Annotated in this window: 20 protein-coding genes and 1 pseudogene; 16 read left to right on the forward strand and 5 right to left on the reverse strand. The window is 37.7% G+C overall.

Annotated features, from left to right (window positions below; genetic code table 11):
- Window positions 1-95 precede the first annotated feature (95 nt).
- Window positions 96-2,804, forward strand: a complete 2,709-nt coding sequence (gene acnA / locus HWQ49_RS02020; protein WP_188205899.1) for an aconitate hydratase AcnA — start codon at window positions 96-98, stop codon at window positions 2,802-2,804.
- A 254-nt stretch (window positions 2,805-3,058) separates the two neighbouring features.
- Here the strand turns inward: acnA and HWQ49_RS02025 are convergent, their stop codons facing one another.
- Complete coding sequence (locus tag HWQ49_RS02025; protein ID WP_188205900.1) at window positions 3,059-5,185, reverse strand: catalase; 2,127 nt, start codon at window positions 5,183-5,185, stop codon at window positions 3,059-3,061.
- Window positions 5,186-5,354: 169 nt separating this feature from the next.
- On the opposite strand from HWQ49_RS02025, the gene HWQ49_RS02030 reads away from it, so the two are divergent.
- From HWQ49_RS02030 to HWQ49_RS02060, 7 genes and pseudogenes are all read left to right on the forward strand, one after another.
- Window positions 5,355-6,029 (forward strand): hypothetical protein, encoded by a 675-nt coding sequence (locus HWQ49_RS02030; RefSeq protein WP_188205901.1) that lies wholly within the window; start codon window positions 5,355-5,357, stop codon window positions 6,027-6,029.
- Entirely contained in the window at window positions 6,013-6,594 is a 582-nt protein-coding gene (locus HWQ49_RS02035; RefSeq protein ID WP_188205902.1) for a redoxin domain-containing protein, read from the forward strand. Before HWQ49_RS02030 ends, HWQ49_RS02035 begins: the two co-directional genes overlap by 17 nt.
- A 53-nt stretch (window positions 6,595-6,647) precedes the next feature.
- Complete coding sequence (locus HWQ49_RS02040) at window positions 6,648-6,794, forward strand: FbpB family small basic protein (RefSeq protein WP_223154944.1); 147 nt, start codon at window positions 6,648-6,650, stop codon at window positions 6,792-6,794.
- A 55-nt stretch (window positions 6,795-6,849) separates the two neighbouring features.
- Window positions 6,850-7,083, forward strand: a complete 234-nt coding sequence (tlp, locus tag HWQ49_RS02045; protein WP_188205904.1) for a small acid-soluble spore protein Tlp — start codon at window positions 6,850-6,852, stop codon at window positions 7,081-7,083.
- A gap of 386 nt (window positions 7,084-7,469) precedes the next feature.
- Window positions 7,470-8,468, forward strand: a pseudogene (locus HWQ49_RS02050) (transposase).
- Window positions 8,469-8,548: 80 nt separating this feature from the next.
- Complete coding sequence (locus HWQ49_RS02055; protein ID WP_188205905.1) at window positions 8,549-8,986, forward strand: acyl-CoA thioesterase; 438 nt, start codon at window positions 8,549-8,551, stop codon at window positions 8,984-8,986.
- The gene (locus tag HWQ49_RS02060) at window positions 8,970-9,281 is read left to right on the forward strand and encodes a hypothetical protein (RefSeq protein WP_188205906.1); all 312 of its coding nucleotides are present in this window, start codon (window positions 8,970-8,972) and stop codon (window positions 9,279-9,281) included. Before HWQ49_RS02055 ends, HWQ49_RS02060 begins: the two co-directional genes overlap by 17 nt.
- 55 nt (window positions 9,282-9,336) lie before the next feature.
- Here HWQ49_RS02060 and yidD read toward each other — a convergent pair whose 3' ends face one another.
- The 4 genes from yidD to plsY form a co-directional block, all read right to left on the reverse strand.
- Complete coding sequence (gene yidD / locus HWQ49_RS02065; RefSeq protein WP_188205907.1) at window positions 9,337-9,567, reverse strand: membrane protein insertion efficiency factor YidD; 231 nt, start codon at window positions 9,565-9,567, stop codon at window positions 9,337-9,339.
- A 12-nt stretch (window positions 9,568-9,579) separates the two neighbouring features.
- Window positions 9,580-10,500: a GTP cyclohydrolase FolE2 gene (gene folE2, locus HWQ49_RS02070; RefSeq protein WP_188205908.1), complete on the reverse strand. Its 921-nt coding sequence runs from the start codon at window positions 10,498-10,500 to the stop codon at window positions 9,580-9,582.
- Window positions 10,501-10,591: 91 nt separating this feature from the next.
- Window positions 10,592-11,770: a CapA family protein gene (locus HWQ49_RS02075; RefSeq protein WP_317450893.1), complete on the reverse strand. Its 1,179-nt coding sequence runs from the start codon at window positions 11,768-11,770 to the stop codon at window positions 10,592-10,594.
- 27 nt (window positions 11,771-11,797) lie between these two features.
- Window positions 11,798-12,379 (reverse strand): glycerol-3-phosphate 1-O-acyltransferase PlsY, encoded by a 582-nt coding sequence (plsY, locus tag HWQ49_RS02080; protein ID WP_188205909.1) that lies wholly within the window; start codon window positions 12,377-12,379, stop codon window positions 11,798-11,800.
- A gap of 228 nt (window positions 12,380-12,607) precedes the next feature.
- Between plsY and HWQ49_RS02085 the strand changes: the two genes are divergently transcribed.
- The 8 genes from HWQ49_RS02085 to HWQ49_RS02120 all read left to right on the forward strand — a co-directional run bounded on the left by HWQ49_RS02085 (window position 12,608) and on the right by HWQ49_RS02120 (window position 23,044).
- Window positions 12,608-13,024, forward strand: a complete 417-nt coding sequence (locus HWQ49_RS02085; protein WP_188205910.1) for a CoA-binding protein — start codon at window positions 12,608-12,610, stop codon at window positions 13,022-13,024.
- A 100-nt stretch (window positions 13,025-13,124) separates the two neighbouring features.
- Window positions 13,125-15,077, forward strand: a complete 1,953-nt coding sequence (parE, locus tag HWQ49_RS02090; protein ID WP_188205911.1) for a DNA topoisomerase IV subunit B — start codon at window positions 13,125-13,127, stop codon at window positions 15,075-15,077.
- A gap of 11 nt (window positions 15,078-15,088) precedes the next feature.
- Window positions 15,089-17,539, forward strand: coding sequence for a DNA topoisomerase IV subunit A (gene parC / locus HWQ49_RS02095; protein WP_188205912.1), 2,451 nt, complete (start codon window positions 15,089-15,091; stop codon window positions 17,537-17,539).
- Window positions 17,540-17,830: 291 nt separating this feature from the next.
- Complete coding sequence (locus HWQ49_RS02100; RefSeq protein WP_188205913.1) at window positions 17,831-18,454, forward strand: TetR/AcrR family transcriptional regulator; 624 nt, start codon at window positions 17,831-17,833, stop codon at window positions 18,452-18,454.
- A gap of 79 nt (window positions 18,455-18,533) precedes the next feature.
- The gene (locus HWQ49_RS02105) at window positions 18,534-19,676 is read left to right on the forward strand and encodes an acyl-CoA dehydrogenase (RefSeq protein WP_188205914.1); all 1,143 of its coding nucleotides are present in this window, start codon (window positions 18,534-18,536) and stop codon (window positions 19,674-19,676) included.
- 24 nt (window positions 19,677-19,700) lie between these two features.
- On the forward strand, window positions 19,701-21,338 hold the full coding sequence (locus HWQ49_RS02110; RefSeq protein WP_188205915.1) for an AMP-binding protein: 1,638 nt from the start codon (window positions 19,701-19,703) through the stop codon (window positions 21,336-21,338).
- A gap of 19 nt (window positions 21,339-21,357) precedes the next feature.
- Window positions 21,358-21,675, forward strand: a complete 318-nt coding sequence (locus HWQ49_RS02115; protein ID WP_188205916.1) for an AMP-binding enzyme — start codon at window positions 21,358-21,360, stop codon at window positions 21,673-21,675.
- Window positions 21,676-21,688: 13 nt separating this feature from the next.
- Window positions 21,689-23,044, forward strand: coding sequence for an acetyl-CoA carboxylase biotin carboxylase subunit (locus HWQ49_RS02120; protein ID WP_188205917.1), 1,356 nt, complete (start codon window positions 21,689-21,691; stop codon window positions 23,042-23,044).
- Window position 23,045 lies beyond the last annotated feature (1 nt).

The raw sequence follows: 23,045 nt of genomic DNA on the forward strand, positions 1-23,045 counted from the left end.
AATGAATACGTGCAGAATGATTGGCTATTCTGTAGAAAACGCTAATTATTAAAAATGAGACGAGATGATTTTCACAGTTAAGGGGGTAAAGTAACATGGGAGATAGTCATGCTTTTAACGCTAAAAAGCAGTTTGAGTTAAATGGTAAGACGTATAATTACTATCACCTTAAAGCTCTTGAGGAGCAAGGTTATGGTAAAGTTACTCGTTTACCTTTCTCAATCCGTGTACTACTAGAATCAGTACTACGTCAACATGACGGTCATGTTATCAAGGATGAACACATTCAAAAACTAGCAAAATGGACTGAAGGTGAAAAGGTAGATGTGCCTTTTAAACCATCACGTGTTATCTTACAAGACTTCACAGGGGTTCCTGCTGTAGTAGACTTAGCATCATTAAGAAAAGCAATGGTTGATATGGGAGGTAGTCCTGACCAAATCAATCCAGAAGTACCAGTTGATTTAGTAATCGACCACTCTGTACAGGTTGATAAATATGGTACATCAGATGCCTTAAGAGTTAACATGGAAATGGAATTCGAACGTAACAAAGAACGTTACGAATTCTTACACTGGGCACAAAAAGCCTTTGATAATTATCGTGCAGTTCCACCTGCAACAGGTATTGTACACCAGGTGAACTTAGAATATATCGCTAATGTTGTTCATGAACAAGAGCAAGAAGATGGAAGCTATGATGCATTCCCTGATACATTAGTAGGTACTGACTCACACACAACTATGATTAATGGTTTAGGTGTATTAGGTTGGGGTGTTGGTGGTATTGAAGCTGAAGCAGGTATGCTTGGTCAGCCATCTTACTTCCCAGCTCCAGATGTTATTGGAGTTAAGCTTACAGGTTCTATGCCAGAAGCTACAACAGCAACAGACCTTGCACTTAAAGTTACGCAAGTCCTACGTGAGAAGAATGTTGTTGGTAAGTTCGTTGAGTTCTTTGGTCCTGGCTTAACAGATATGCCACTAGCAGACCGTGCCACTATTTCAAACATGGCACCTGAATACGGTGCAACTTGTGGTTTCTTCCCAGTAGACGAAGAAACACTAGATTATATGCGTTTGACAGGCCGTTCTGAAGAACAAGTTCAACTTGTCAAAGAATATCTTCAAAAGAATGACTTATTCTATACGCCAGATCAAGAAGATCCAGAATTCACTGAGTTAGTAGAAATTGATCTGTCTGACCTAGAACCAAACTTATCAGGACCTAAACGTCCACAAGACTTAATTCCGCTTTCAGAAATGAAAGAATCATTTAATAAAGCATTAACTGCTCCAGCGGGTAACCATGGTTTCGGTCTACCAGAAGAGGATAAAGATAAAGAAGCTGTTGTTAAGTTTAACGATGGTTCTGAAGCGACGATGAAGACAGGTGCATTAGCCATTGCTGCGATTACTTCTTGTACCAACACATCTAACCCACACGTTATGTTAGGTGCCGGGTTACTAGCTAAGAAAGCAGTAGAAAAAGGGTTAACTGTACCATCTTACGTTAAGACGTCTCTAGCACCTGGTTCAAAAGTAGTTACTAATTACTTAGAGAACTCTGGTCTTATGGAATACTTAAACAAATTAGGATTTAACCTAGTAGGTTATGGTTGTACGACTTGTATTGGTAACTCAGGTCCATTATTACCAGAAATTGAAGAGGCAATTGCTGATACAGACTTAACGGTTTCATCAGTTCTATCTGGTAACCGTAACTTCGAAGGTCGTATTCATCCATTAGTACGTGCTAACTACTTAGCTTCACCACCACTAGTTGTTGCTTATGCTTTAGCAGGTACGGTTGATATCGATGTCTTAAATGAACCACTAGGTCAAGACGATCAAGGTAACGATGTTTACTTCAAGGATATCTGGCCATCTGCTACTGAAATCAAAGCTGAAATTGAAAAGGTAGTAACACCAGAAATCTTCCGTAAAGAGTATGAAGAAGTTTTCAACTCTAACGAAGAGTGGAATAAGATTGAAACGACAGATGAACCATTATATGAGTTCGATGAAGATTCAACTTATATTCAAAACCCACCATTCTTTGAAGAAATGTCTAAAGATCCAAAAGAGGTTGAACCACTAGAAGGTTTACGTGTCATTGGTAAATTTGGTGACTCTGTTACAACAGACCACATTTCACCAGCAGGGGCAATCCCTAAAGATATGCCTGCAGGTAAATACCTGATTGACAAAGGTGTATCACCACGTAACTTTAACTCTTATGGTTCTCGACGTGGTAACCACGAAGTGATGATGCGTGGTACTTTCGGTAATATCAGAATCCGTAACGAAATTGCTGGTGGTAAAGAAGGTGGCTATACAACTTATTGGCCAACTGGTGACATCATGCCAATTTACGATGCGGCGATGAAATATAAAGAAGATAACACTGGTTTATGTGTCATTGCTGGTCAGGATTACGGTATGGGTAGTTCTCGTGACTGGGCAGCGAAAGGTACAGACCTATTAGGTATTGAAACTGTAATCGCTGAAAGCTTTGAGCGTATTCACCGTTCAAACCTTGTTATGATGGGTGTATTACCACTTCAATTCCAAGAAAAAGACAGCATTGAATCATTAGGTCTAACTGGTAAAGAGACATTCGACGTTCAAATCACTGAAGATGTTAAGCCACATGACTTAGTTAAGGTTACCGCAACTGATGAAGAAGGTAATAAGAAAGAATTCGAAGTGATCGCTCGTTTCGATAGTGACGTAGAAGTAGATTACTACCGCCATGGTGGAATCTTGCAAATGGTTCTACGTAACAAACTAACTACAGTTTAATTTAATAGCAAATAGCAATAATTAAAAGAAGTTGGGACATAAAAGTACTAAAGACGAACAATGAACTGGATTAGCGTAGGAAATATACGTAGACTCCTGCGGGAGGAAAGGCATAGGTGAGACCCCACAGTGCGTCAGCACGAGGAGGCTCACGAGCCGCCCGCGGAAAGCGAAGTGTATTTCCGAAGCGAGATTTGAATCAGTCGTTCGGATAGTCTTTAGCAAAAACACTTTTGTCCCAACCTCTTTTTTATTTACGCTTGTTTTTCATCTTTAAGCTCACGTTCCCAGTGGCGATGTTTGGCTAGTTCGTTAATAAAAGTTTGACTAAAGTCACTCAAATTACTTGCTTGTTGAATGGTAAGTACCCCTAAATCATTAAACAACTCGTTATTTGATTGATCACCTGCTAGCGATATGTGAGCAGGGAGGACTTGTGACAATAAATTTACTGCCTCGTTTGATGCCCCTAAAGTCTTAGCATGAGCAAATGTATCTTTTATAAAATCTTTAGCTTCCTTATGTTTCATTAACTGATCGATATGCTGCTTTCCTCCTGGTATATATAGAGCGTCATACATCACCGAATGTGTCGTTGAATAATTTTGCTTGATTTCTACCGGCTCGTTCTGATCACTATGAGCCTGTCCTAGATTTTTACTAATAACTTCAACGTGTACATCATTGTTCCTTAATGCCGTCATCATTTCTTGAACCTCATTAAATTTAAATCCGTCAGTTAAAAGGATTCCGACTTTTCTTGTTTGAGCTTTAAAGTTTGTTTTTGCTTGGCTAATAGCAGGTGAAGTCATTTTCGGTTTAACTTCATTATTAGTTGATTGTGGTGGTTGAACACCTACAGACTGGGCAATTGCATTTGCAAGTTCATGACTGACATTACTAAACATTTCAACGACTTGTTGTTTAATCTTTGGGTCTTTAACACTCCCGACTTCAAAGTGAAACGCCTTAATAAAATGTCTTTTCTCATGATCTGATAAACTATGATAGAACATCGCCGCTTGACTGTAGTGGTCTTTAAAACTTTCACTTCTCTGTCTTATTTTAACTCCGTCAACTTTTTCTTGATAATGTTCAAAGCCACCTTCTTGACCACTAGCAGTTGCAGGGTCATTGTTGTCAATTCCATTTGCTCTATAGGCGACTTTTCCTAAGTCAATGGTTGTACGATGGAAACCGTCACGTTGATTGTTATGAACAGGAGCAATCGAACGATTGATAGGAATTTCATGAAAGTTTGGACCACCCAATCTGATTAATTGCGTATCTAAGTACGAAAACAGTCTTCCCTGTAATAATGGATCATTGGTAAAATCTATTCCCGGAACGATATTACCCATATGAAATGCTGCTTGCTCAGTTTCCGCAAAGAAATTATCCTGGTTACGGTTTAAAGTCATCTTCCCGATCTTCTTAACTGGAACTTGCTCTTCTGGCCAAATTTTAGTTGGATCTAGGATGTCAAAGTCAAAGTTAAATTCCTGATCTTCTTCAATGATCTGAACTCCTAATTCGAATTCAGGGTATTCACCATTATTAATGGCATCCCATAAGTCCTGTCTGTGGTAATCAGGATTTTTACCTGCTAGTTTCTGTGATTCGTCCCATGTTAATGAATGAACCCCAAGTAGTGGCTTCCAGTGGAACTTAATAAAGTGAGCTTTACCTTGATCATTAACAAATCTAAAGGTATGAACACCAAAACCTTCCATCATACGATAGCTTCTTGGAATCCCCCGATCAGATAAGAGCCACATAATCATATGAGCTGATTCTCGATTATTCACTACCCAATCCCAAAAAGTATCATGAGCGGCGGATGCTTGTGGTATTTCATTATCTGGCTCTGGCTTGATGGCGTGAACAACATCAGGGAACTTAATGGCATCTTGTATAAAGAAGACCGGCATGTTGTTAGCCACTAAGTCAAAGTTTCCATCTTCAGTGTAAAACTTTGTAGCGAAACCTCTGACATCCCGAACAGTATCAGCAGACCCACGAGAACCTACAACTGTAGAAAAACGTACAAATACAGGGGTTTTAACGGAAGGGTCCTGTAAGAATTTAGCTTTAGTGTAATCTTTCATGGATTCATACACTTGAAAGTAACCATGTGCACCAAATCCTCTTGCGTGAACAACACGCTCTGGGATTCGTTCATGGTCAAAATGAGTCATTTTTTCACGGAAATGGAAATCTTCCATAATTGTCGGCCCACGCTCACCAGCTTTTAGTGATTCAGAAGTGTTAGATACCCTAACTCCTTGATTAGTAGTGAGCTTTTCACCCTGGGAACTATTACGATATTCGTTTAGTTGGTTGTCTTTAGCATCTTTCATATTTTTATCATTGTTCGCCATTCATAGCTACCTCCCAAAATTTACAATCTCAAGGGCTAGTTTTTCAAAAACTGGAGAATTTATACTGTATGATAAAGAGCAAGTCAAAAGTTCACCGAATCGTAATTCTTAAAAAAAGAGATCTTAGTCAACTTTTGATATGATGATGAGTGGGGAGGGGTATATATTTATGAACGATATCATTCAGGTTGGAACCTTTAACTTGTATGTTCCGTACTTATTTTACATAATAGCGATCATTCTCTCATCATTATTTGGAGGAATGATGGCTAGAAGGCTACCCTCTCAAATTAGTAAGAAAACAAGTGATTTAGTAATTGAGTATTGGGTTTGTTTCTTAATCGTTTGGAAGCTATGTTATTTCATATTATATCCTAGTGATCTATGGGAGAATCCGCTTTCTGTTATTTATTTTGATGGTGGAAAAATAGGGGTTATACTTGGATTTTTAACTGTAGTTATTTATATATATTTTCAATATTACAGACGGCAAATCTCGATTAGTTTTCAATTATTATTAATTTTCCAAGCATTAGTTGTTTGGATTTTATTCGATCGTTTAACGGTATTTATATATTATTTTGACTATTACGTCTTGATCGAATCCATTTTATATATAATATTTATGGGACTTGTCTGGCATTTCTCCAAGATGATGAACAAGCTGTTATTAGCCAAACTTATTCGTTGGTTCTTAATATTATGGGTAAGTTTGGAGCTTCTAACTGGTGATTTAGATCTATACACCAATTGGTTGCTAATAGCATTACTAGCAGCTATTTGTTGTTTAATTTATGAATGGGTTCTTTCGGGAAAGGAGAAAGATCATGAGTATATTGATTAAAAGAGCTATTGCATTAACGGTTATAGGCGTTCTATTAGGTATTGTAGTTTATAATACATTTATTGAGGACGATACTTCTGATCCAGCCGATGAAGCTATATTTGTTCAGCCTGAAGGTATGGATGTTGACACGGATGGAGTTGAAGTCGGTGATCAGGCTCCTAACTTCAAATTAGATACTTTAGATGGTCAGACTATAGAGCTCTCTGACTTTAAGGGTAAGAAAGTATTCATTAATTTTTGGGCCACGTGGTGTGCACCTTGCAGAGCAGAAATGCCTCATATGCAAGATATTCACGAAGAATACGGTGATGAAGTAGTCATTTTAGCTGTTAATGCTACTGGCCAAGAGACATCGGTAGACACTGTCCAAGAATTTGTAGACGAGCTGGAACTGACATTCCCGATTCTAATGGATGATACCAGTGAAGTTAATGTTCGATATCAAGCTTTAAGTTTGCCGACAACATATTTCGTGAATACAGAAGGGGTTGTCCAAATTCCACGTAAAGTTGGCCCATTATCTTATGATGAAATGATTGATAAAATTGAAGAGCTTGATTAAGTATATAATTCGCAACTAATGGTAATCCTAGAAAGAAAAAGGAGACGATGACGTTGCGAAAGAAAGATCATTTATCATTCCAAGCGTTAGTTAAAAATGAAAAGGAAAAAATCTTAAACAATCCAGAAGAACTAGATAAGATTTATCAGAAAATAGAAGATCGTATGGAATTGGTAAGAAATCCGAAAAAACATGCATAACTATATGCTCACTATCCAAACTAGTCATTGAAAATAGTGACAAGGAGATGGTGAGATGACTAACCATAGCAATCGTCCAAAACCGGATGATCGTAGCGACAATAAGAATAAAATTCAACAAAACATTGAAAACACATTAGAAAATATTGAGGAAGCAGAACATTCCATGGAAACAGCTTCTGAGTTTCAGAAAGAAGAAATCCGTCGTAAAAATGAACGCAGAAAACAATCTATTGAAGGTATGCGCGATGAAATTCGTGATGAACACCAGCATGAAAAAAGAAAATAATCCCAAGAACAAGAAGGTTAGCATTTTTGCTAGCCTTTTTTATTTAGGGTAAAATAAGTTTAGAATCACGACTCTAAAATATTTGTTGGGGTAGCGGTAAAATTTATTAATTACCATAAAGTTTATAGGTCCCTTTTACCTGAACCGTTGGTTTCAGGTGATTCGCTTTCGGTGGACGCTTGCCGCGGGCACGGCTCGAGCCTCCTCAGCCCAAAAATCGGGGCCTGTGGGGTCTCGAGACACGTGCTGTTCCCGCAGGCGTCGCCACCTTCGCTCCTCACCTGATACCAACTCTGTGCTTTACCATGGGAATACAAAATAAAGCACGCTAACTCCTTATTTGTTATCCTTGTTTTATACCACTAAAACAAAACAAAAGGAGTTGCGTGCATATGCATCATAACATGACATTACCAGGATTGGAAAGCTTTCAAGTAATCGGTACACGAGAAGAAAATGGTTACTATCACATTTATGTTGAACGCCCACGTGAGATGACACCTTGCCCTGTGTGTCAAACTTCAACACAAAAGATTCACGACTATCGCTGGCAAAAGATTAAACACAATCGTTTATTTAATCGACCTACAATCGTTTGGTACCATAAGCGTCGTTATCAATGTCATCAGTCATCTTGTCGGAAGCGTTTTGATGAACCGAATGCCCTTGTGGCACGCTACCAAAGACAGTCACAAGAATTTAATCAAGCCTTAGGGCTTGAAACAATCCATGGTAAAACGTTTAAGGATACAGCGGAACGGTTACTGTGAATGTCGTGGTGATGGATATGAGTCCATCGTTAAAGCAGCAGTGGATCAAGCGTTAAACGCCCCGATTATTGTGGCTGACCGTTTTCATTTTGTACGCTATATTTATTGGGCGTTGGATCGTGTGCGACGTCGTGTTCAGAACATATTTGATGACTATGACCGTAAGAAGTGCAAGCGAATGCGTCATGTTTTTATGAAACGTAGCCATACATTAACAGAGAAGCAAACGTGGTATCTTCACCATTATTGTGATAAATCGGAACTACTCACTGACGCTTACTTAATCAAAGAATGGTTCTGTGATTGGTTGATCAGGCTAAGGATTTAGGGGCAGATCATTTAAAGAAGATTAAAGCAAACTTATATGGATTTTACAATACCGTAAAACAATCGGAGATACCTGAGTTCATCAAAGCAATTAAGACGCTTCAAAATTGGCAAAAAGAGATCATGAATAGCTTTGGGTATAATTTACACAACGGATACGTTGAAGGCCTTAATAATCAAACAAAAGTCATTAAGCGACAAGCCTTTGGCTTTCGACGTTTTGATCGATTGCGCCGAAAAGTATTATTACATCATCAGTATAAACATGTACAAGGACACATGGCATAAATAAGGAGTGCCCTTAACGGGCACCCCAACATTTGACTTAGAACCAGAATCACAAAGAATAAGGGAGATGTACATAAATCATGATTATAAATGAAACAGAAGTTAAAGTTCGTTACCAAGAAACAGATCAAATGGGAGTCGTGTATCATGCTAATTATCTCGTTTGGTTTGAGATTGGCCGAACTCATTTAATAGAGGAAATCGGTTTTAATTATGCGGATATGGAGAAAGAAGGAATTGTTTCTCCTGTAGTCGATATTGATGCAAAATATATAAAGCCAGTTAGGTATGGTCAAACAGCAACCGTTAAAACATTTATTAAAGAATACGATGGGTTCCGTGTGATTTATGGATATGAAATTTTCACTGAAGACGGTAACTTGGCTGTAACTGGCTCATCATCACATGTATGCGTTAAAAAGTCTAACTTCAAACCTATTTCGATTAGAAAGCATTTCCCAGATTGGCATGAAGCATATTTACAAGCAATGGGGGATTCTCATGGCGTTCGGAATTAAACGTGAAGAATTACAATCGTGGAAAGAAGAGGTGGCAGAAGGACGAATTGCATTTTTAACTCATTACTGGGTAGATGATCGTTTTCCTCAGATGACCACTGTCACCAAGGCAGGCTGTAAGGATCTAGAAAAATTGAAACAGTGGGGGAAGAAATATGGTCTTAAACCCCATTGGATTCATTTAGATGATCATTATCCCCATTTTGATTTAATTGGATCGTTCGAGGAGGACATCTTAAAAGCTGAAGGGAAAATCGATCAGTTAAAAAGATTTAAAAAAGAAGTCAAGCAATAAATTAATAAAAAGCGCTGTCGATTGCTGAAATTGAAACAATGGACAGCGCTTTTTATTAGGATTTCGTCTTCTTTTTTTCAGGGACTGGGTCAAATCCCCCCGGGTGAAATGGATGACATTTGACTATTCTTTTAATAGAAAGGTAGAGCCCTTTCATAACGCCAAAGCGCTCGAACGCTGTTAGGCTGTAACTCGAACATGTTGGATGAAATCGGCAATTAGGGCCAAACATCGGCGAAATGAACTTACGGTAAAATTTAATAGGTACAATAAAGATATATTTCATATAAATCCAACTTTATTCAGAACGTTTGTCATAAGTAATCGAAGCCACCGCATCATGCAAGTGGATCGATTCCTCATTTACACATTTTACAGAGAACTGATCAATTAAATCAATCTCATATAAATCACTTGCTACTAAACGAACCATATCTTCAACGAATCTTGGATTTTCATAAGCTTGTTCAGTAACCATTTTTTCATCAGGACGTTTTAAGACCGGATGAATTCTTGCACTAGCATTTGATTCGGCTGCTTCAAGCAATAGGGCTTTCCAATCCATTGACTGTTCATCATAATCCTCGTTAAGGGTGATTTCCATCGTTATGTTTCCTCGTTGGTTATGTGCACTGTATTCACTTATTTCTTTTGAACAAGGGCACAAGGTCGTAATTGTTCCTGTTAAGCCTACTTGGATATCATAACCATTATCCTCATGATAGTGAACTTTGATCCATGCATCTGCATGATTCAAGCCTTTTTTCTCAGAATAGGGAGCCTTCCTTTCAAAAAACCAAGGAAATGAGACTGTTAGTTCTGCATCTTTTTGATCTAAACGATTCTTTAGCTCATAGACAAATGATTTTAACGTATCTATTTCTAAGGTAAAACCTTCTTCATGATAGGTTTGTAGTTGTTCAGTGAATCGACTCATATTCGTACCTTTTGAATCTTGGGAAATGGAAGAGGCGAAGTAAAAATGACCTACTGTTGTTTGCGTATTTGGATCCAGTAAACTTTTCACAACCACTGGATGCTTAACATTTGATATCCCAACGGCATCTAATTCGAATAAAAAGTCTTTCTTCGTATTTTGAAGATCCTTCATTTTGTTTTTTTCTGTAGGTTTCGTCTTGGGGCCTGGTTCAACAGAGCCGAATAATTTATGACGATCTGATTTATTTGGAAGTTGTTTCTTAGTCGATGTTTCGTTCATATTTTGATCTCCTTTCAACATAAAAGCACCAATCCATAATGACATATATTAAGTATACATGAAGAAACATTCACCCTTCAATTGTTTAAACTCATTCTAAATAAGGAACAATTTCGACTTCGTCAGTAAAGGACTGCATGTGCTGTTCAGTCTGGTCATAAAGTTGTTGTGCATTATGGAGTTCATATTGATCGGCATCGATGAGTGGAACGATCTGAAAATCCTGTTTATGGTTATTGTAATAATTATAAGTTGGCATCACTTTAGCATCTGATACTTGATGTTGAATCGTATCACTATTAATGGTTTTTGTCAGTCTAACTTGAGTAATAGCACCAATTAATCGATCTACCCCAATTTGACTAGAAAGAAAATTGCCTAATGAGTAAACAACAAACCGATCATGACCTTCCTCCGTTGAAATCCAATCAACAGGCTGTAACACATGAGGGTGATGACCTAAAATGACATCAGCACCTTCATTGGTTAATAACTCTGAAAGGTGAATTTGTTGATCGTTTGGTAAGGGGTGATATTCTTGTCCAAAATGCATGCTTACAACGATAAAATCAGTTTTTTCTTCCATCTCATGAATAGCATCAATGATTTGCTGTTCTTCTATTAAATTAACTAAATAATCCTTTCCATTTGGCACGGGAATACCATTGGTGCCATACGTATAAGCTAAAAAACCAACAGATATGCCGTTTTTATGAATGATACGCTTTCTTTGGCGATCTTTTTCATTTTGATATCCACCGACATATTCAAGTCCGATCTCTGACAAGTGATTTGTGGCATTGATCACAGCTTGTTCACCACGGTCAATGGTATGATTATTAGCAATCGATACAATATCGACCCCGGCATCCTTTAAGGCGTCACCGACTTCATATGGTGAATTAAAGTTAGGATACGAAGATAAACCAATCTCATCTCCTCCTAAAATGGACTCTTGATTAGCAAACGTAATATCAGCATTTTTTAAATAAGGTTTAATCTGTTCAAACATTGGTGTAAAATCAAAACCATTTTCAGTTCTTGCGTCCTCATATACAGGACTATGAATTAGTATATCCCCTATAGCATTCAACGTTAGTGAAGTCGTCACCGTGCGTGGTTCCTTATCAACAAACTTGGGTTCTTCTAAAGCATAAACTTTCTTAAGTTCAGACCCGTTTGTTGCATTTAAATTTAAAATAAGAATTACACCCATTGCAACTAACAATACCGTCAATGACACACTTGTCACTAAAAGCTTCTTATTCACATAATCATTCCTTTATTACTTTTCACTCTAGAACCAAGTTATTTTGGGTTCGGTTTTATTTTTAATCCTTTTAATGTTCTCGCGGTGACGGTAGATAACAAAAACAGCTAACAGTGAAGTTACAATGATTAAGCCTAGATGTTGCATAATCAATGAAGTAATCACCGCTACTAATCCTGCGAGAATAGAGGCTAAAGAAACATACTTAAAAAGCTTAAGGAAAACAAAGAAAGATATCACTAAAATAATGAATAATAAAGGGCTAACTCCTAATAATACTCCACCTGAAGTGGCTACTGCTTTTCCACCCTTAAACTTAGCAAAAATTGGATAAGTGTGCCCTAATACGGCAAATGCTCCAACAATTAATGGTTCAAGTTCAGGTGCAAAAAAGACAGTCAGTACAACAGGTAATGTTCCTTTTAAAATATCTATAATCGTGACAACCATTCCGGCTTTAATCCCCAGTACTCGAAATGTGTTGGTAGCACCAAGGTTTCCGCTTCCATGTTCTCTTATATCGATATCATAAAATGCTCTACCGATAATAAGAGCTGATGGAATGGAGCCAAATAGGTAAGCGATCATGACGAATAAAATATACTCCATAGTATTCCCCTCTTCTATATATTCGAATCTCTCTTATTTTATCAAAAGATGTCGGAATAAAGAATACCTTAGTTACTTATTACTATGACCTTTATCTAATTATTTAACAATATTAAGACCTATCAATTCACGTCATACCATGAACCTTCTCATAAGTCAAAGTTGAGAAATCTTGCTAAAAACGCTATTCTAATAATAAATAATACTTTTTACTAGGAGAGATTTTATATGCAGAACCCTTCACAAGATGTTATGAAAGACATTCTAACTAACGCAAAAACGATCGCAGTTGTCGGTTTATCTGCGAATGAAGAGCGTACATCTTATCAAGTATCAAAGGTTATGCAATCACAAGGCTATAAAATAATACCCGTTAATCCTACAGTTGATGAAGTCTTAGGTGAAAAGAGCTACCCTTCTTTAGCTGATGTGGATGAAGAAATTGATATTATTAACGTTTTTAGACGCTCAGAACATTTAGAAGAAGTTGCAAAAGATGCCCTCGAAACGAATTGTAAAGTATTTTGGGCACAACAAGGACTAACTAACGAAAATGCGTATGAACTGTTGAAAGAGAACGATTTCACCGTCATAATGGATGCATGCATTAAAGTTGTACATGCTGTAACTATTGGTAAATCTTAAATTAATTTGTAGAAAAATCTCTGCATATGTGCAGGGATTTCTCTTGTCATAGCGAATTGTATATTTCATGATGAACGATAAAGAGAAAGGGGTCTTATAATTGACTCAATCAGATCAGCTATACAATGATGATTCGATTCAAGTACTAGAAGGACTAGATGCCGTACGTAAACGGCCAGGTATGTATATAGGAAGCACGGACCACCGTGGCTTACATCATTTAGTATACGAAATTGTTGATAATGCCGTAGATGAAGCCTTAGCTGGTTATGGCCAACGGATTCAGGTGACGATACATAAGGATCATTCATTATCGGTTACTGATGAAGGGCGAGGGATGCCAACAGGTATACATAAGATGGGTAAGCCAACTCCTGAGATCATCTTTACCGTCTTACACGCTGGAGGTAAATTTGGTCAAGGAGGCTACAAAACGAGTGGTGGTTTACACGGCGTTGGCGCTTCAGTGGTTAACGCGTTATCAGAGTGGTTGAAAGTTACCATTTATCGTGATGGAAAAAAACACGAACAACGGTTTGAACAGGGCGGAAATCCTGTGACTGGTTTAGAAGTGTTAGGTAATACAAGAAAAACAGGAACAACCATCCACTTTAAACCTGATGAATCAATGTTTTCAACAACGCAGTTTCATTTTGAGACACTATCAGAACGTTTAAGAGAAAGCGCATTCTTACTTAAAGGAATCGAGATCACCTTAAAGGACGATCGTGAGGGACGTGAGGAAACTTACGTTTATCCAGATGGTTTAGAGTCTTTTGTTACTTATTTAAACGAAGAGAAAGACTCCTTACACCCAGTTGTATCTTTTGAAGGTCAACAAAAAGAGATTGAAGTTGACTTTGCCATGCAATTTAATGATGGCTATTCGGAGAACATTCTCTCATTCGTCAATAATGTCAGAACCAAAGACGGAGGAACTCATGAATCAGGCGCCAAAACAGCAGTTACCCGTGCGTTTAACGAATATGCTAGGAAGATGCAATTCCTTAAAGATAAAGATAAGAATCTAGATGGTAATGATATTCGTGAAGGCTTAACCGCAATCGTTTCAACACGAATACCAGAACAATTACTTCAATTTGAAGGACAAACGAAAAGTAAGTTAGGAACGCCGGAAGCGAGAAGTGTGGTCGATAGCGTGGTTGCCGAACAGTTGACTTACTTCTTAGAGGAAAATCCAGAAACTTCGAAGATGCTTATCAAAAAGGCTATTAAAGCTCGTGATGCCAGAGAAGCTGCTAGGAAAGCCAGGGAAGAAGCAAGAAACGGTAAAAAACGTAAACGTAAAGATTCGCTTTTAAGCGGGAAGCTAACTCCTGCTCAGTCGAAGAATGCCCAGAAGAATGAATTATTCTTAGTTGAGGGAGATTCAGCTGGTGGGTCTGCCAAACAGGGCCGAGACCGCCGTTTCCAGGCAGTTCTGCCCCTAAGAGGAAAAGTCATTAATACTGAAAAAGCTAAAATTGATGATATTTTTAAAAATGAAGAGATCGCGACAATCATCCATACAATCAATGCGGGTGTGGGAGCTGACTTTAATATTGAAGATTCGCAGTATGATAAAGTCATTATTATGACGGATGCCGATACTGACGGTGCTCATATTCAAGTCTTATTATTAACTTTCTTTTATCGCTATATGAAACCACTTATTGAACACGGAAAAGTGTACATTGCATTACCACCTTTATTCAAAGTTTCTAAGGGAAAAGGTAAGAATGCTAAAGAGGCTTATGCGTGGGACGATGAAGAAATGGACCGTCTCCTAAAAGAGTTTAAAAACGGTTATTCAATTCAACGTTACAAAGGTTTGGGAGAAATGAATGCTGATCAATTGTGGGAAACAACAATGAACCCTGAAACAAGAACGCTGATTCGAGTGACGATTGATGATGTTGCACGTGCAGAGAGACGCGTCGCTACATTAATGGGGGACAAGGTTGAACCACGTCGTAAATGGATCGAAACAAATGTAGCTTTTGGTATGGAAGAAGACGATACCATATTAGATAATGATAGATTGCTTAGCTAGGAGTGAATGATTTGGCTGAACAAGCGAAATATTTAGACTTACCATTAGAAGAGGTTATTGGTGACCGTTTTGGTCGCTATAGTAAATACATTATTCAAGACCGTGCACTACCCGATGTGCGCGATGGCCTTAAGCCTGTACAACGCCGAATTTTATATGCCATGCACCAAGAAAAGAATACTCATGACAAACCGTTTCGTAAATCTGCGAAGACAGTTGGTACCGTCATCGGTAACTATCACCCACATGGTGACTCCTCTGTTTACGAAGCTCTCGTAAGAATGAGTCAATCATGGAAGGTTCGTGAAGAGTTAGTTGAAATGCATGGTAATAATGGAAGCATTGATGGAGATCCTCCTGCTGCTATGCGTTATACAGAAACGAGGTTATCAGGGATCTCATCAGAATTATTAAGAGATATTGATAAGAGCACAGTCGACTTCATTCCAAACTTTGACGATAGTGATTATGAACCTGTCGTTTTACCTGCTAAATTCCCAAATTTATTAGTTAATGGGTCAACAGGGATCTCATCCGGCTATGCAACCGATATACCACCACATAACTTAGCTGAAGTTATCGATGCAGTCACTTATAAAATTGAACACCCTGATGCTTCTATAGATCAGCTCATGAAAAAGTTACCTGGTCCGGACTTTCCAACTGGTGGCATTATTCAAGGTAAGGACGGTATACGTAAAGCGTATGAAACAGGTAAAGGTAAAGTCGTTCTACGAGGTTTAGCAACGATTGAAACTTTACGTGGTGGTAGAGAGCAAATTGTGATTACCGAGCTTCCTTATGAAGTTAACAAAGCAAATCTCGTAAAGAAAATGGATGAACTTCGACTTGAGAGAAAGGTTGAAGGAATCTCTGAAGTACGCGATGAAACAGACCGTACTGGGTTGCGAATTGTTATTGAGCTTAAAAAGGACACAGACAGCCAAGGTGTTTTAAATTATTTATATAAAAATACTGATCTACAAGTATCTTTTCATTTTAATATGGTTGCTATTTCTAATAAAACACCAAAAGTTATGACATTACCTGGGATGCTTGATGCCTATATTGAACACCAACAAGAAGTGGTCAAACGACAATCTGAGCATGATCTTAAAAAAGCACAAGACAGAGCGCATATTGTAGAAGGATTGATTTATGCAGTCTCTATTTTAGATGATGTGATTGCGACCATTCGAGCGTCTAAAGATAAGAAAGATGCTAAAAACCGATTAATAGAAATATACAATTTTACCGAACCACAAGCAGAAGCAATCGTCATGTTACAGCTATATCGCTTAACGAACACTGATGTAACCGAACTAGAAAAAGAAGCAAAAGAACTTAAAGAACAAATTGATTATCTGCAATCTATATTGGCTGATGAACAAAAGCTCTTAAATGTTATCAAAGAAGATTTAAGACGTGTCAAGAAAACTTATAAAAGTGATCGCCTAACCCAAATTGAATCAGAGGTAGAGGACTTGAAGATCAACTTAGAAGTTATGGTGCCTTCAGAAGATATTGTTGTCTCAGTCACTAAAGAAGGTTATGTAAAGAGAACTAGTTTAAGGTCCTATAGTGCCTCTAATGTTGAAGATTTACAAATGAAAGATGGCGATCGACTCAAACATTTACATGAAATTAATACAACAGATACCTTATTATTATTTACGAATAAAGGACACTATTTATATATTCCAGTTCATGAACTTCCTGAAATTAGGTGGAAGGAGATGGGTCAGCATATTGCAAATATCATCCCAATTAGTAAGGATGAACGTATCATTAAAGCTATTCCAGTTCGTGACTTTAATGATGATCAGTATATCCTATCTGTAACTAAAAATGGGATGATTAAGAAATCTGTTTTAAGTGACTATAAGGTTCAGCGCTACACAAAACCAATTGTTGGAATGAAATTAAAAGGTGACGATGAAGTCGTTAATATTCATCAAACGTCTGGACACCATGAAATATTCCTAACAACAAATACTGGTTATGGTTTATGGTTTCATGAACAAGAGGTTAAAGCTATAGGAACTAAAGCTGCTGGTGTTAAGTCAATGAATCTTAAAGATGAAGAGGAAATTATTAATGGAGAAGTTTTTGAGGAATTGACAAATCCTCACTTGTTTATGATCACCCAAAGAGGTGCATGTAAACGAATGAACATATCCAACTTTGAACAAAGCTCTAGAGCTAAACGTGGCCAAGTGATGCTTAAGGAATTAAAACGAAACCCACATAGAATTGTCGGTCTTCATATCGTTCGAGAAGGACAAACTATTCAGTTAATTACTGATCACGATGAACATCACTCGGTATTACCAATGGAGTTTAAAGACCAAGCACGTCAAAGTAATGGATCATTTGTAATCGATACAGACCATGATGGGCATGTCATTGAAACCATGGAAGAAGCCATTTACCATAAATATTTCGATAACGAAGAAGAATGATCATTAAAAAGCGAGGATAATCCTCGCTTTTTATTTTTTTTCTGTTAAAGTCCGCTGTTGTTATGGTGATTCGCTTTCTGAAGACCTGGACGGTCAAATGTCGATGTTGGCCACAGGACTTGGCGTTTTCACCGACCAGGATTGGCCACCTTCGCTTTTCACCATACAACAACTTAGAGTTATATCAAAACTAATCTTTAACAGAGCCATTTTTTAAAAAACAATTCCGAAATATTATTTGATAATTTTAAAAATTGTGATAAGGTATTAACAAAAGGTAGGGACATAAATATGTCACATTTAAAAGATAAAATTATCAACTCATCATTAGTCTTATTTTCTAAAAATGGATTTCATGGTGTATCTGTTAAAGACATAGTAGAATACTGCAATACATCAAAAGGTGGCTTTTATCATCACTTCACATCAAAAGACGAATTGTTATATGTCATCCATGACCTGTTTATTACATATGTATTAGATGAAGCTTACCGATCAAAACGTAAATATCAACAACCTATGTATCAATTACACGAAATTCTCAAGTCCTTTGTCCGTGTATTTGATCTATACAACGAACATATTTCTGTCTTTTATCAGGAAAACAAATACTTAAAAGCTGAATATGAAGATCAGATTAAACAAAAGAGGGATGAGTTTAAACAGATTGTCATTGAAGTCATCGAACAAGGGCAACAGGAAGGTGAATTTCGTCAGGAGTTACCTACGATCATAACGGGCATGTCTATATTAGGAATGGTTAACTGGACTTATAAGTGGTATAAGCGTGATGGACCTATGACAATTGAAGAAATTGCAAATGTCTACATAGATATCCTGTTTAAAGGAGTCTTAACCGATCAGGCATTCAAAAGCTATCAACAGTCAACAACGCACGAACAGATAGATTCTTAGTTTTTCGCTTTTTTGAAAGCGTTTTTATTTCGTTTACCACAGACCAACTAGTCGGTCTTAAAATAAGGAGGGCATAACTATGAACTTCACACTTAGTGAGGAACAAGAAATGACCAGAAAAATGGTCAGAGACTTTGCTGAGGAAAAGATTAAGCCACGTGCTGTTGACATCGATGTAAATGCTGAATTTCCGGAAGATATTTTTAAAGAGCTAGGAGAATTGGGATTATTGGGAATCCCATACCCTGAGGAATATGGTGGAGCTGGTGGTGATACGATTACCTATGCTCTTGCAGTTGAAGAAATAGGCCGTGTATGTGGTAGTACAGGGTTAAGTTATGCTGCAGCGGTATCACTAGGTTCTTCACCCATCTACCAGTTCGGTACAGAAGAACAAAAGGAGAAGTTCCTAAAACCATTAGCTAGTGGTAAAGCCTTAGGATCTTTTGGATTAACGGAACCCAATGCTGGATCTGATGCAGGTGGTACCAAAACGACAGCTATAAAAGACGGTGATGATTTCATTATTAATGGCGAAAAATGTTTCATTACGAATGCGTCTTATGCTAAACAAATTATTGTAACTGCGGTTACAGGCAAAGACGACCGAGGCAAAAATATTATTTCTGCTATTGTGGTACCAACTGATACGCCTGGTCTAACCATTACTGACAATTACGACAAAATGGGGGTTCGAGGATCTAATACCGCAGAAATTGTTCTTGAAGATGTTCGAGTTCCTACTAGCAACTTATTAGGTGATCCTGAGAAAGGATTTAAACAATTTTTACAAACTTTAGATGGTGGGCGAATATCAATTGCAGCTTTAGGATTAGGGATCGCTCAAGCTTCTTTAGAGAAAGCTCTCGATTATGCTAAAGAAAGAAAACAATTTGGTCAGCCGATTTCTAACTTCCAATCGATTCAATTTAAACTATCAGATATGGCCATGGAAGTGGAACTTGCAAGAAATATGATCTTAAAAGCTGCATGGTTAAAAGACCAGGGCAAAAGATTTACCAAGGAAGCTGCGATGGCAAAACTTTATGCCACAGAAACTGCCTTCCGTTCAGCAAACGAAGCAATACAAATTCATGGTGGCTACGGTTACATGCGTGAATATGAGGTGGAACGTTTCTTAAGAGATGCTAAGCTTCTTGAAATCGGAGAGGGTACATCAGAGATCCAACGTCTAGTAATCGCTAGACAACTAGGATGCTAAATTTATAAATAAGGGGATGTTGATATGTCATTAGTTGATTTAACTTTAGGTGGTTTGTTGGATGAAAAGGCATTAAAACACCCAGATCATGAAGCAGTCGTTTACCCGGAGAAAGGAATTCGTTGGTCCTATCTAGAATTTAGTCAAAGAGTAGATGGTGCAGCCAAAGGATTGATGGCCTTAGGAATTGAGAAGGGCGAACACATAGCCATATGGTCAGATAATAAGCCTGAATGGGTAACTACTCAATTTGCAACAGGAAAAATGGGAGCCGTTTTAGTTACTGTCAATACTAATTATCAAGCACAAGAGCTAGAGTATTTGTTAAAACAGTCAGATGCGACAACATTAATTTTGACGGAGTCATTTAAAGGAACTTCTTATATTGATATTTTAAATGAATTGTGTCCAGAGCTTGCTGAGTCTGAAAAAGGAGAACTCGTTTCAAAACGATTACCAAAACTGAAGAATATTATCGTTTTAAGTGACCATACACAACCGGGTTGCTATACGTGGAATGAGCTTGTACAACTTGGCGTCTCACGGGTTTCTAATCAAATGTTAGAAGAGCGAAAAAATGATTTAGGCAGCCATGAAGTTATTAATATGCAATATACCTCTGGAACAACTGGATTCCCTAAAGGGGTTATGTTATCACATTATAATATTGTCAATAACGGCAAACAAGTTGGGGATTGTATGAATCTTACAGAAGAGGATCGCCTCTGTATTCCCGTGCCGTTATTCCATTGCTTTGGCTGTGTACTTGGCACTTTAGCAGCCGTCTCCCATGGTTCAACAATGGTAGTAATTGAACAATTTGATCCTAAAGCTGTATTACAGGCTGTTTCTAACGAAAATTGTACCGCTTTACATGGAGTTCCAACCATGTTTATTGCCGAGCTTAATCATCCAGAATTTGATCAGTTTGATTTATCACATTTACGTACCGGTATTATGGCTGGATCAAACTGTCCAATCGAAGTCATGAAAGATGTAATGGAGAAAATGGGAATGACTGAGATTACAATTACTTATGGTCAGACAGAGTCCTCTCCTGCGATTACCCAAACTAAAACAGACGATCCTTTGGAACGAAAAGTCAGCAGTGTCGGTAAGGCACACCCTAACGTAGAAGTGAAAATTGTGGAACCAGGTACTAATGAAGAAGTTGAACGATATCAACCAGGTGAGCTTTGTACGAAAGGCTATCATGTGATGAAGGGCTATTATCAAAATGAGGAAGAAACAAAGAAAGCTATTGATGAAGACGGTTGGTTGCATACAGGTGATATAGCCATTATGGATGATGAGGGATATGTCCAAATAACTGGTCGAATGAAAGATATGGTTATTCGAGGTGGAGAAAATATTTACCCTAGAGAGATTGAAGAGTTCCTATACACTCACCCAGATATCCTAGATGTTCAGGTGATTGGTGTTCCAGATTCTAAGTACGGTGAAGAAGTAATGGCTTGGATTATCCCTAAAGAAGGTGTTGAATTAACTAAACAAGATATTCAGGGATTTTGCCACCAAAAAATAGCTCGTCACAAGATCCCGAAATATATCGAATTTATCGACCAATATCCAATGACAGCCAGTGGCAAAGTTCAAAAATACAAATTAAGAGAAAAAGCAGAGGCTATCTTAACACCATAACAGTTAGGGGGTGATCATCATGGAACCATTTAAAAATCAAGTAGATCCATTTCAATTAGAATCTTTTTTATCTAAACACCCACATGTCACTGATGCCAAAATCGTTAATATACCACACCCGTCTAAAGGAGAAATTATAGTAGCTTGGATCATACCGAGTACAGATACATTAACAGAACAGCAAGTTTTCGATTACTGTGAAGAACATTTGAATGGTGAGGAAAACCATCCTAGTTACATCTATTTCACAGACGAATACCCGATGACAGCTAGTGGTAAAATCCAAAAAATTAGATTAAGAGAACAAGCACTTGAACGAATAAATGGTGACAAGTAAGGAGGATGAAACTTTGTTTAAGAAAATCCTAATTGCCAACCGTGGAGAAATTGCTTCACGTATTATAAGGACTTGTAAAAAACTCGGGATTCAGACCGTTGCTGTGTATTCTGAGGCAGATTCTGAAGCTCCTTATGTTAAAGAAGCTGATGAAAGCTATTTAATTGGGAAAGCAAAAGTTAACGAAAGTTATTTGAATATTGATATAATTATAGATGTAGTTAAAAAATCTGGAGCAGAAGCGGTTCATCCTGGCTATGGCTTACTTAGTGAAAATGTTGATTTTGCCAATCGACTCGAGGATGAAGGAGTTACCTTTGTTGGTCCAAAAGCTAGTTCCATTGATGCAATGGGAAGCAAACTAACCGCAAGAAATACCATGAAAAAGGCACAAGTCCCAATTATTCCTGGAACCAATGAGCCAGTTGAAACCGTTGAAGAGGCGTCAAAAATTGCTTCTGACATTGGTTATCCCGTAATGGTAAAGGCTGCTCATGGAGGTGGTGGAATTGGGATGCAAATCGTTCATGATCAAGATGAACTAGCTAAAGCATTTGAAGGAAATGCTCGTCGTGCTGAACAATTCTTCGGGAATGGAACCATGTTTGTTGAAAAAGTCATTGAAGATGCACACCATGTTGAAATTCAAATATTAGCAGATCAACACGGTAATTATGTTTACTTATTTGATCGTGAATGCTCTATTCAACGACGTCACCAAAAGGTGATTGAAGAAGCGCCTTCTCCTTTATTAGATGAAACAACTCGTAAACAGATGGGGCAAGCCGCTATTCAAGCTGCACAGGCGATTGATTATGTCAATGCCGGGACAATTGAATTCTTAGTTGATGAACAGTTAAATTTTTACTTTTTAGAGATGAACACAAGATTACAAGTCGAACACCCTATTACAGAAGAAATTACCGGAATCGACTTAGTAGAGGAACAAATTAAAGTAGCAGCTAATCAAGAACTTACCTTCAATCAAGATGATCTTCATATGACAGGTCACGCAATTGAAGCAAGAATTTATGCTGAGGACCCTAAGACATTTTTCCCTTCACCAGGAAAAATCACTAAAATTGCAGTTCCTGAGGGGGAGAAAATCCGTAATGATATAGGTGTAACAGACAACTATACAGTTACTCCTTACTACGATCCAATGATTGCTAAGTTAATTGTTACCGGTAACGACCGGTTGGAGGCTATACAAAACTTAGAATGGGCTCTATCTAATTATCAAGTCGAAGGTATAAAAACTAATATTCCATTTTTACTAGAAGTAGCAAAATCAGAGGCTTTTCGTGAAGGTCAAACACGAACCTCATTTATCCAAGATTTTATAACCAATTCACAGGAGGCGTTTTAAC

Source organism: Alkalibacillus aidingensis, from assembly GCF_014595945.1.
Lineage (GTDB): Bacteria > Bacillota > Bacilli > Bacillales > Alkalibacillaceae > Alkalibacillus > Alkalibacillus aidingensis.

Excerpts from the sequence above, each read along its gene's own strand:
- plsY (WP_188205909.1), bottom strand. The coding sequence starts at position 12,379 with ATGGAGTATATTTTATTCGTCATGATCGCTTACCTATTTGGCTCCATT.
- HWQ49_RS02105 (WP_188205914.1), top strand. The coding sequence starts at position 18,534 with ATGAACTTCACACTTAGTGAGGAACAAGAAATGACCAGAAAAATGGTC.
- HWQ49_RS02115 (WP_188205916.1), top strand. The coding sequence starts at position 21,358 with ATGGAACCATTTAAAAATCAAGTAGATCCATTTCAATTAGAATCTTTT.
- HWQ49_RS02110 (WP_188205915.1), top strand. The coding sequence starts at position 19,701 with ATGTCATTAGTTGATTTAACTTTAGGTGGTTTGTTGGATGAAAAGGCA.
- yidD (WP_188205907.1), bottom strand. The coding sequence starts at position 9,567 with ATGAAATATATCTTTATTGTACCTATTAAATTTTACCGTAAGTTCATT.
- HWQ49_RS02100 (WP_188205913.1), top strand. The coding sequence starts at position 17,831 with ATGTCACATTTAAAAGATAAAATTATCAACTCATCATTAGTCTTATTT.
- folE2 (WP_188205908.1), bottom strand. The coding sequence starts at position 10,500 with ATGAACGAAACATCGACTAAGAAACAACTTCCAAATAAATCAGATCGT.
- acnA (WP_188205899.1), top strand. The coding sequence starts at position 96 with ATGGGAGATAGTCATGCTTTTAACGCTAAAAAGCAGTTTGAGTTAAAT.
- HWQ49_RS02030 (WP_188205901.1), top strand. The coding sequence starts at position 5,355 with ATGAACGATATCATTCAGGTTGGAACCTTTAACTTGTATGTTCCGTAC.
- tlp (WP_188205904.1), top strand. The coding sequence starts at position 6,850 with ATGACTAACCATAGCAATCGTCCAAAACCGGATGATCGTAGCGACAAT.
- HWQ49_RS02035 (WP_188205902.1), top strand. The coding sequence starts at position 6,013 with ATGAGTATATTGATTAAAAGAGCTATTGCATTAACGGTTATAGGCGTT.
- HWQ49_RS02025 (WP_188205900.1), bottom strand. The coding sequence starts at position 5,185 with ATGGCGAACAATGATAAAAATATGAAAGATGCTAAAGACAACCAACTA.
- HWQ49_RS02055 (WP_188205905.1), top strand. The coding sequence starts at position 8,549 with ATGATTATAAATGAAACAGAAGTTAAAGTTCGTTACCAAGAAACAGAT.
- HWQ49_RS02085 (WP_188205910.1), top strand. The coding sequence starts at position 12,608 with ATGCAGAACCCTTCACAAGATGTTATGAAAGACATTCTAACTAACGCA.
- HWQ49_RS02060 (WP_188205906.1), top strand. The coding sequence starts at position 8,970 with ATGGCGTTCGGAATTAAACGTGAAGAATTACAATCGTGGAAAGAAGAG.